The following is an 8,517-nucleotide window of genomic DNA, read 5'->3' on the forward strand; positions in this document are numbered from 1 at the left end:
GGCCTCGCGGCCCCTTCAGGACGTCGCCTGTTTCGTCGCGGCCTCGTCCTTGGCCCGCAAGCTCTGTTCGATCTGGTCGGCGGCCTGCTCGATTGCCCGCGGCATGACCCGATAGCTCTTGGCCAGGACCTTGACGTCGAGGTCCTCGTTGCGAAAGCGGGTGTCGGCCAGCTCCAGCCCGGCTGCCCAGATCGCGGGCTGTGACAGGTCGGGCTGGGCCTGCGCTTTGAATTCTCGCCAGAGTCGGAACAGGTCGATCGTGTCATGCACGCCGTAGCCCACCTCCAGCACGGCCTTGCGCAGGTGGGCCTCGACCGCATCGCCCGGCGGTGCGGCCGAGAATCCGAGGCCCGCGGCCTTGTCGAAGGCCACGGTCATGGCGGGAGAGGCCCCTTCCGGCAGCGAGATGTCGGACAGCAGCCAGCGACCATCTGGCTTGGCATAGGCGATCAGGCCGACGGCGTGCTTGTCCGTGCCGGTGCCCCAGCTGAGCGTCGTGAAGATGCCGCCATCCTTCGGCAGCAGCTGGTGACGCGCCTTCACCCCTCGTTCGGGCAGGCCGTTGGTCACGTCGGTCAGGCGCTTGAGGGCTTGCGGACCGAACAGTTCGAGGTAGAGCGGCACCAGGCCGTCGGGATCACACAGCGGCAGCAGGGTGCTCGGGTTGCCCTCGGCGATCGCCCGCAGGGCCTCGCGGGCCGTGCGGGCCAGGGCAGTGGCCTCGACCTCCCCCAGATTCGCGTCCTGTAAGGGGCCAGAGGTATCCCAGAGCTCCTGCAGCAGTTCCTCCAAGAGGGCGCGATCGCGCAGGTGGAGGTAGCGGATCCGGTACGCCGGCGAGCCATACAGGCGGTCGAGCAGTTCCGGCAGGCCGGGGGCTTCGCGCAGCATGGCGAAGACGTCATCCGCCGTGATGGGGCTGTCCACCTGCATCAGCAGCGCGTCCAGCACATCGAGGGCAGCCCCCTTGGCCGGGACCATGGCGGCGAAGAAACGTCCCTCGGCGGCTGGTGGATCCGCGGGGGCGGGCTCGCCGGCCAGCTCCATCGGATGGCCGATGTGCAGATCGGGATCCCCTTCGAAATCCCCTTCGAAGGGATACAGGCGACCGATCACCAGGTCTCCCACCTGGAGCTCATCGCTCAGGGGGCCCGCCCGCAGCACCAGACGGTCCCCGGTCACCCAGTCTTCGGCCAGGGTGCGGCGAAACTGGCGGAGGACCTTGAAGGCCCCAAATCGGGTGTGCGCGAGACCTTGGTAGATGGCGAGTCCCTCGCCCGTCAGGTCCTCGGTGCAAGCGCTGAGAAACAGGTCGATCGGGCGCTGCAGGCCGACGGATTCGGGCAGCCTTCGGTCCAGGTGAAACCAGGCCAGAAAGCGCAAGACGCGGTCGTGCTGGTCCGGATCCTGCAGCTCGGGTAGGTGGACTGGCGCATCCGGGATGCCAGCCATGAAGACTGGCCAGGCGGCCGCGATCTCCCGCTCGTACCAGGCCTGGCTCACAGACCACTGATACAGCGTGTCGAGGTACGGCCAGAGAATGAACTCGGCGTTGGCTTCGCTGGGGGGGGAGTCGCTGTGCATACCAGGCCTTCCGCCGACCATCATACCGGAAACGACAGGCGGCGGTGCGTCGCGAGCGAGCGTGGAAACGCGGCTTGCTCGCTCAATCCGGTGCGTGGCCATCGTTTTTGGTGGGCCTGGACGGTTTGATGCGGCCAGAGGGGTTGTCTTCACCCCATGCGGGTGCTAAGGTAGCGGCGTTCCCAAACGAACCCAATGCCGTGAGGAGGTAGCAGGTGAACAAGGAAGAACTGGTGAATGCCGTCGCGACCCAGACCAAGCTCTCGAAGAAGGACACCGAGACGACGGTGAACGCGATGGTGCAAGCCATCACGGACGCGCTGACCAAGGGTGACAAGGTGACCCTGGTTGGTTTCGGTACCTTTCAGGTGCGGGAGCGGGCAGCCCGGGAGGGCCGTAACCCCCGGACGGGTGGCGTGCTGAAGATTCCCGCTCGCAAGGCGCCCGCCTTCTCGGCCGGCAAGGGCCTCAAGGATGCCGTGAGCGGCCCGAAGGCCAAGGCCAAGGGCAAGAAGTAGGCGCTTGCGCCTCGCGCGTCTGGACGGCCTGCGTCGTCCAGACGCGTTTGATCGCCGCTTGGCGATTCCAGTCGTCCCGGTGCTGTCCGGCGAGACGTCTGGTTACGTGAGACCTTGCAGCTCGTAGCGCAGGTCGTACACTTCCGCGGCACCCGGGGCCTGGTCGGGGCGGGCGCTGCGCAACACCCGCAGCGTCATGGTGGCTTCACCTGCCTGCTCCGCGGTGGTGGCCAGATGGGCCAGGTCCCGTCTCAGCAGGGCCTTCAGGTTGGCTTCGTGAGCGGCCGGAGGAATCGCGACGATCGCGCCCAGGTGCGCCATCAGGGCATTCATCTGATCCGCCAGGACCTGCGGGTCGCAGGCCACGCGCTGGACCAGGACTGGCGGGCGTGGGTCCTCACCGCCCTCCGGGTGGTGCGTGATGGTTTGCAGCTGTAACTTCACGGCAGCGTGTCTCTTTCTTTCGAGGGGGATGGTCAGCGCGGCCCCCGGGGTGGACTGGCTCCCGGTTGATGGACCTTGATTACCTTGATGTAGTCGTTCTCCAGGTCGCGCGGCTCCCCGGCGCGATTCGCTGGCGCCGGGGCCGGTCGGCCATGACCGGCCAGCGCCTCGGCGGCCTCCTTGATGGCGCGCAGTTCCTGACGCAGGGCCATGACCAGGCCTTGCTTGTTCTCGCTGGCGGCCAGACTGGCGGCAAAGTCGATCATGCCCGCCGTGAAGGCGTCGCGCAGCCCCTGATTGGTCGACTGCATGCCGTCCACGGTTCCTTGCTCGACCAGCTGGTATAGCTCATCGAGCTGACCACGCCGGATCGCGTCCTGCACCGTGGGGGTTTGAATCAGCACGTCGAAGACCGGCAAACGGCCCTTCCCATCGATGCGGGGAATCAGCCGCTGGGCGATGCTGGCCTTCAGCACGGTGGCGAGTGCCGCCAGCACGGCCGAGTGCTCATTCGGGTTGAAGACGTGCAGCAGGCGGTGAATGCTCTGCACCGCATCCGACGTGTGCAGCGTCGCGAGAACGAGATGGCCTGTTTCAGCCCCGCGGATCGCCAGCTCGATGGTCTCGCGGTCGCGCATTTCGCCGAGCAGGATCACATTGGGCGCCTGGCGCAGGGCGGCGCGCAAGGCCGGGGCGAAGCCCAGGGTGTCCTTGCCCACCTCTCGCTGCGAGATGACACAAGCCTTGTGAGGATGCACCACCTCGACCGGATCCTCGATGGTTACGATGTGGCCAGGGAGGGTGTCGTTGATGAAGTCGATCATCGCGGCCAGGGTGGTACTTTTCCCCGAGCTGGTGGCGCCCGTGACCAGGATCAGCCCGCTTTTCTCAAGCAACACCCGCCGCAGCACCGGAGGCAATCCCAAGCTATCAAAGGAACGCACCCCCGGCGGCACGATCCGGATCACGGCGGCCACCGTCCCAAGGTTGAGGAACACGTTCAGGCGAAACCGCGCGAGCCCTGGCAACTCGAAGCTGGTGTCGAGTTCCAGGTGTTGCCGAAAGTGCTCGGCTTCCTCCGGCGCGAGGAGGGCAAAGATCATCTGCGGCAGCAACACGGGGTCGAGTGGCTGTTCGAAGCCCGGTAACTCGCTGATCCGGCCATCCAGCATCACGCGTGGGGGCATGTGGGCCTTCAGGTGCAGGTCGGCCGCTTGGGCCCGGACCGCCGCGTGCAGGATCGGCAGGAGTGGATTTCCGCCCGCGATGCTGGGCGGTTCGGTCGGGGGCGTCACGCGGTTTCCCCCGGCTTGCGCGCGGCCTTGCCACGCGTTTGCGTGACCATGGCGCGCAATTCACTGACCACCGCCGGCGGCACCGTCAGGCCCTGCAGCACGCGCAGCAAGGCATCGAGATTCCAGCTGTGGCGCTCGATGGCGATCGCCGTGCCGCTCAGGTTGTAGAGGGGTTCTTCGTAAGCGGTGCGCCGATGCACGATCAGTTCGTGGATCAGGCGGGTGCGGAACACGCTGCGCTCCGAGGTCATCGGGTTGGCCACTTCCCAGTAGGCGCCGCAAAACTCCTGGCCACAATCGCCGCATAGCTGGCGCAGATGGGGATACAGGACATTGACGTAGGCCGTGCGAGAATCCCGCAGGCGGGTGAAGGCGGCATTCAGGGCGTGCCGGTGCGCCTGTCTCAGCGACTCGGCGTCATTCACGTCGAGGCCGCCCTCTTCCAGCGTGCTCGCCAGTATTTCCACCACCCGCTCGGCCAGGTTGGGAATGGCGGTGAGGTAAATCCTGAAAGCTTCCACGTCTGGCCGACCCCCAGCGGATGGGCGATTCTCCCTTTGCTTTCCACATCGCAGGCAGGTTCTAACAGGCTTTCGGCGCTTCCGCAACGTGGGGCGCCTGCATGATAGAATCGTGATCGTGACGGCCGCTTGCGTTCCCGTCTTACCTGGCCCGGCATTCGATGGTGAAGTCTGCCATGTCTATCGCCCCTGACAAGTTTCTTCGTTCCCTGGGTCCCGCTTTCGATGCGATGGCCTCCGGCTTGGTGCTGGTCGGGGCGCCGCCCGCCGTGGGGAAAACCTGCGTCAGTTTGAATCTGGCCGCTCATTATGCCGGACATCTGGGGGAAGGGGTGCTTTACTTCTCACCCGTGACCCCTCGCGAGGTCATTCTTGCGCGGCTGGCGAAGAACGTGACGCCGGAGGGGCAGTCGGTCGACCCCGGCCGGGTGGCGGAGTGGCCCTTGTGCATTCTGGACGGCCCGGCACCGACCAGTGCTTCGCTGCTTGAAGCGGCCACGGCTTACGTCGCGCAACACGGGCAACCAGGCTTGGTGCTGGTCAACGATCTGCAGAGCTTACGACCCGGCAACACGGCCCTGTCGGGCGTGGCTGCCGCTATCGATATCATGGCGGACATGCGGGGTGTGGCGAAGGTATGCGAGGCACCGCTGTTGCTCTTCTCTCAGCTGGCCGAGGGCAAGACCATCTCCACCACCGTGCGGGAGCAAGCCGACCGCGTCGTGACGGTCAGCCTGAGTCGGGAAGACACCCAGCACAAGTACTTGCGGGTGTTCTGGGCCGACACGCCCGATCCCGAGGGTGAGTGCTATGACCTGGCCCTGGTGCGGGCCACCGGAGTGTTGAAGCCCCATCCGTAACCGGGGCTTGTGCCGATCCGCCAAGGTCGGCCGTGTTGTGCGTGGTCCCCACAATGGCGTGGGAGGGTTCAATGTCTGTGTCCGAATCGTTGATTTCCAGGTGTCCGCAGGACCGCTCGCCCATCCTGGCGCTGGCTCAGCCCGGTGGTCGTTTCCCCGGGGTCGAATTGCCGCCGACCTGGTTTCCGGACGCCGGGGATGCCGTGGTGGTGCCCTCGGCCTTGCCTGGCCCGCGAGACCGGGAGGCGATCGTCGAGGCGGTTCGCAGCATGAGCGAGGCGATTCGGGATGCGGCGCTGCAGGCGTTGGCGGCAGGTCGACATCCCCAGTTGATCGGAGGCGATCACTCCCTCGCGATCGGTTCCCTGGCCGCGAGCGTGAGGCATTTCGGGCGGGTTGGCGTGGTCTGGATCGATGCCCACGCGGATTTCAATACGATGGAGAGTTCGCCTACGGGAAACCCCCACGGGATGCCCCTTTCGGTGGCTTGCGGCCTGGGAGATGCCCGATTGCGCGGGGTCTTCACGGGCCACGTGCGTCCCGCTGACGTGGTGCTGATTGCCGCCCGCGAGATCGATCCGGAAGAACGAGACCTGCTGGCGCGTCATCAAGTCTGGTGCGTGAGCGTGGAAGAACTCCGCGCGCAGGGGGTCGAGGCCTTGGTTCAACGCATTCAGCAACACCTGGCTGGTCTGCCCGTTCACCTGAGTTTCGACTTCGACTCGCTGGACCAGGGCCATTTCCGAGCCACGGGCACGCCGAGCGAAGGGGGGCTGATGCCCCAGGAGGCCGAGCAGTTGCTGGCGGAGATCGGCCGTCGCCTGCCTGTGATTGCCAGTGATTGGGTCGAATTTGATCCGCGGCACGCCGATGCCGAGCCCTGCGCGCGGCTGGCACGACAGTTGTATACCGGTTTCGGGCGGGCCCTGGATGCGCAGCACGCGGGCTGAATTCGAGGCCTGCCGTGTCGCTCGCGATGACCGCTCACTCGCCGAAGTAGCCAGCAATGCGGTCCTGGCGTTGTAGCACCAGCACGGTCTCCAGAAACTCCCGGGTCAGCAGACCCTGCTGCACCAGATAGTCCCCCAGCGAGCAACCCGTCTGACGTTGCACCACCAGGGCCTTGCTCAGGTCCTGAGGCGTGATCACCCCCACCTCCAGCAGGTACAGACCCAGTCGCTTGGGGGCCTCGCGCGACACCGCGATATCTGCCTGGAGTTCGAGGGCGGATTTCAGCTGGGCAGCCGTCAGCCAACCCTTGCGCACACACAGGCTGCCGAACGCGATGTGCTCGCCCCGCGAGCGGGCCTCCTTTTGCGCCGCTTCCACGGCCAGGAGCTGGACCTTGTTGAGGTAGCCGAGCCCTTCCAGCACGGACCCGAGGACGGGAAACTTGTCGTCTGCCGGTTCGATGCGCTCCACGGCGGGTTCCGGCATGGTGGCCCAGTTGTTCAACACGGCCAGAACCCACGGCGTGCGTTCGTGAATCAGGGTTTCGGCCGCCACCGTGGCCGCCTTCTTCAGCACGTAGGGGGCGAGTCGCTCCCACTCGGGGAGCGACTCCTCCGACGGCGCCTGCAGGGTGGAGAGCAGCACGGCTTGCACGGCGGGAGGATACTTGTCCTTGATGCAAGTCGACCAGAACGCGGGGATGCAGCGGGCCACCTCTTGGAACCACAGCAGCGGCTTGGCTGCCAGCACCTCCGAAATGCGGTCCAGCAGGCTCACGTAGGTGAGTCCCAGACGGGCCAGCTCCGCTGCGACCGCTTCGGGAGGAAATCCGTTCAGTTCATCCTTCAGGATAAAGCGCATCGCGCAACCTCACCGTCAGCGAGGGCCAGGGCGCGGTGTGATAAACTGGAATCCACTGCTTCCATGGCGCCTGTTCACCTCCTCGACTTCTCCTCCACCATACCCGAAGCCAGGGCCTTCGATGAGGCGGTGGCACACCTTCGTGCGGGCGGTTTGCTGGCCTTCCCGACCGAGACGGTCTACGGGCTGGGCGCCCACGCCCTCGACGAGGCCGCAGTGGCCGGCATCTTCAGGGCCAAGGGCCGTCCGGCCAGCAATCCCCTGATCGTTCACGTGGCCAGCGTCGAGGCCGCGCAAGCGCTCGTGACCACCTGGCCCGCTGCCGCTCAGCGACTGGCAGACGCCTTCTGGCCCGGGCCATTGACGCTCGTACTGCCCAAGGCGTCACACGTTCCCGACCTGGTGACGGCAGGACTGCCGGCCGTTGGAATTCGCGTGCCGGGACATCCTTTGGCGCTGGCCTTGTTGCGGCAGGCCGGCGTGCCCGTGGCGGCCCCCAGTGCCAACCGTTACATGGATGTGTCGCCGACGGAGGCAAGTCACGTTCAGCGCGCCCTGGCGACATCTCCTGAGTCCATTCTGCTGCTGGATGGGGGAGCCTGTGAGGTGGGCCTGGAGTCGACCGTGATCGACCTGACCGGTGAGCTTCCGCGCGTCTTGCGCCCAGGTGGCATTGGCATCGTGCGTCTGCGTGATTGCCTCGGCGAAGTGGCCGAGTTGGATGCGCAGGCCAGCCCAGGCCCCTTGCCGAGCCCCGGTCTGGCTCGCCGGCATTATGCGCCGCGCGCGGCGCTGCGTCTGCTGGCGCAGCCTGAGGAGTTGGTGCGCGTGGGCGCGGCCTGCGAAGCCCAGGGGGAAGTGGTTGCCTCGATCCGTTGCGGCTCAGGCGACTCCCGGCCCCCGCTGCATCACGTGTTGCCGGGGGAGCCCGAGGGCTATGCGCGCTTGCTGTACGCCACCTTGCACGCGCTCAATCAGACCGATGCCACCATCATCCTGGTCCAGGCGCCTCCGCAGACAGCGGCCTGGTCGGCCGTGCAAGATCGCTTGCGGCGGGCGGCAACCACTCTTTAGAGGCGCTGCCCACGGGGCTCACGCGCCCCCTGGAGGCGCTCCATCTTGCCGTGCCCGAGATCCTGTAGGCCAGCGCCAGCGGGCGCCTTTGTGCATTGATCACAGACGCCACGATTCAATACTGGCCGGTGTTTCGGGGTTTTTGCTTCGCGCTTTTTTGACGTCTCGTCGCACCTGTGGTAACCTGACAGACCCCGCATCAGCGGTTGCCTTTTTCTGAAGGAGGGCTCCTCTTTGCTGGAACGCCTGTTCAAATGCTCCGCGGTTTGCCTGCTCGCCACGCTCTGGCCTTGCGGCACGGCTCAGGCGCTGGACATTTATGAGCCGGACTCCGCCTACGCGACGGCCCCCAACAGTCCCGAGATGGGCGACATCAACGCACCAGAGGTGCAGGCCAAGGTGATGAACG

At 66.1% G+C, this 8,517-nt stretch carries 9 protein-coding genes; 4 read left to right on the forward strand and 5 right to left on the reverse strand.

From position 1 onward, the window contains the following. Window positions 1-15: 15 nt before the first annotated feature. A complete protein-coding gene (locus tag VKP62_09750; GenBank protein ID MEB3197473.1) occupies window positions 16-1,584 on the reverse strand; it encodes a hypothetical protein in 1,569 nt (522 codons plus the stop codon). Between the two features lie 215 nt (window positions 1,585-1,799). Here VKP62_09750 and VKP62_09755 point away from each other — a divergent pair, with 215 nt between their 5' ends. Beyond that, entirely contained in the window at window positions 1,800-2,102 is a 303-nt protein-coding gene (locus tag VKP62_09755) for an HU family DNA-binding protein (protein ID MEB3197474.1), read from the forward strand. Between the two features lie 102 nt (window positions 2,103-2,204). Here the strand turns inward: VKP62_09755 and VKP62_09760 are convergent, their stop codons facing one another. From VKP62_09760 to VKP62_09770, 3 genes are read right to left on the reverse strand one after another with little or no spacing between them, the layout of a single operon-like run. After that, window positions 2,205-2,546: a hypothetical protein gene (locus VKP62_09760; protein MEB3197475.1), complete on the reverse strand. Its 342-nt coding sequence runs from the start codon at window positions 2,544-2,546 to the stop codon at window positions 2,205-2,207. A gap of 32 nt (window positions 2,547-2,578) precedes the next feature. Next, window positions 2,579-3,841, reverse strand: a complete 1,263-nt coding sequence (locus VKP62_09765) for a PilT/PilU family type 4a pilus ATPase (protein ID MEB3197476.1) — start codon at window positions 3,839-3,841, stop codon at window positions 2,579-2,581. Then, entirely contained in the window at window positions 3,838-4,362 is a 525-nt protein-coding gene (locus tag VKP62_09770) for a hypothetical protein (GenBank protein MEB3197477.1), read from the reverse strand. Before VKP62_09770 ends, VKP62_09765 begins: the two co-directional genes overlap by 4 nt. A 176-nt stretch (window positions 4,363-4,538) precedes the next feature. Here VKP62_09770 and VKP62_09775 point away from each other — a divergent pair, with 176 nt between their 5' ends. Both VKP62_09775 and VKP62_09780 read left to right on the forward strand, forming a co-directional pair. Continuing rightward, window positions 4,539-5,222 carry a DnaB-like helicase C-terminal domain-containing protein gene (locus tag VKP62_09775; protein ID MEB3197478.1) on the forward strand — a complete coding sequence of 228 codons (684 nt, stop codon included), beginning with the start codon at window positions 4,539-4,541 and terminating at the stop codon, window positions 5,220-5,222. A gap of 71 nt (window positions 5,223-5,293) precedes the next feature. Further along, the gene (locus VKP62_09780) at window positions 5,294-6,172 is read left to right on the forward strand and encodes an arginase family protein (protein MEB3197479.1); all 879 of its coding nucleotides are present in this window, start codon (window positions 5,294-5,296) and stop codon (window positions 6,170-6,172) included. 34 nt (window positions 6,173-6,206) lie between these two features. Here VKP62_09780 and VKP62_09785 read toward each other — a convergent pair whose 3' ends face one another. Next, window positions 6,207-7,034, reverse strand: a complete 828-nt coding sequence (locus VKP62_09785; GenBank protein ID MEB3197480.1) for a hypothetical protein — start codon at window positions 7,032-7,034, stop codon at window positions 6,207-6,209. Between the two features lie 63 nt (window positions 7,035-7,097). On the opposite strand from VKP62_09785, the gene VKP62_09790 reads away from it, so the two are divergent. Next, window positions 7,098-8,108, forward strand: coding sequence for an L-threonylcarbamoyladenylate synthase (locus VKP62_09790; GenBank protein MEB3197481.1), 1,011 nt, complete (start codon window positions 7,098-7,100; stop codon window positions 8,106-8,108). The last annotated feature ends 409 nt before the right edge of the window (window positions 8,109-8,517 follow it).

Source organism: Candidatus Sericytochromatia bacterium, assembly GCA_035285325.1.
Classification (GTDB): domain Bacteria; phylum Cyanobacteriota; class Sericytochromatia; order S15B-MN24; family JAQBPE01; genus JAYKJB01.

What these genes read in the sequence shown, in the direction of transcription:
- VKP62_09775 (MEB3197478.1), top strand. Translation starts at nt 4,539, where the DNA reads ATGTCTATCGCCCCTGACAAGTTTCTTCGTTCCCTGGGTCCCGCTTTC.
- VKP62_09790 (MEB3197481.1), top strand. Translation starts at nt 7,098, where the DNA reads ATGGCGCCTGTTCACCTCCTCGACTTCTCCTCCACCATACCCGAAGCC.
- VKP62_09750 (MEB3197473.1), bottom strand. Translation starts at nt 1,584, where the DNA reads ATGCACAGCGACTCCCCCCCCAGCGAAGCCAACGCCGAGTTCATTCTC.
- VKP62_09780 (MEB3197479.1), top strand. Translation starts at nt 5,294, where the DNA reads ATGTCTGTGTCCGAATCGTTGATTTCCAGGTGTCCGCAGGACCGCTCG.
- VKP62_09785 (MEB3197480.1), bottom strand. Translation starts at nt 7,034, where the DNA reads ATGCGCTTTATCCTGAAGGATGAACTGAACGGATTTCCTCCCGAAGCG.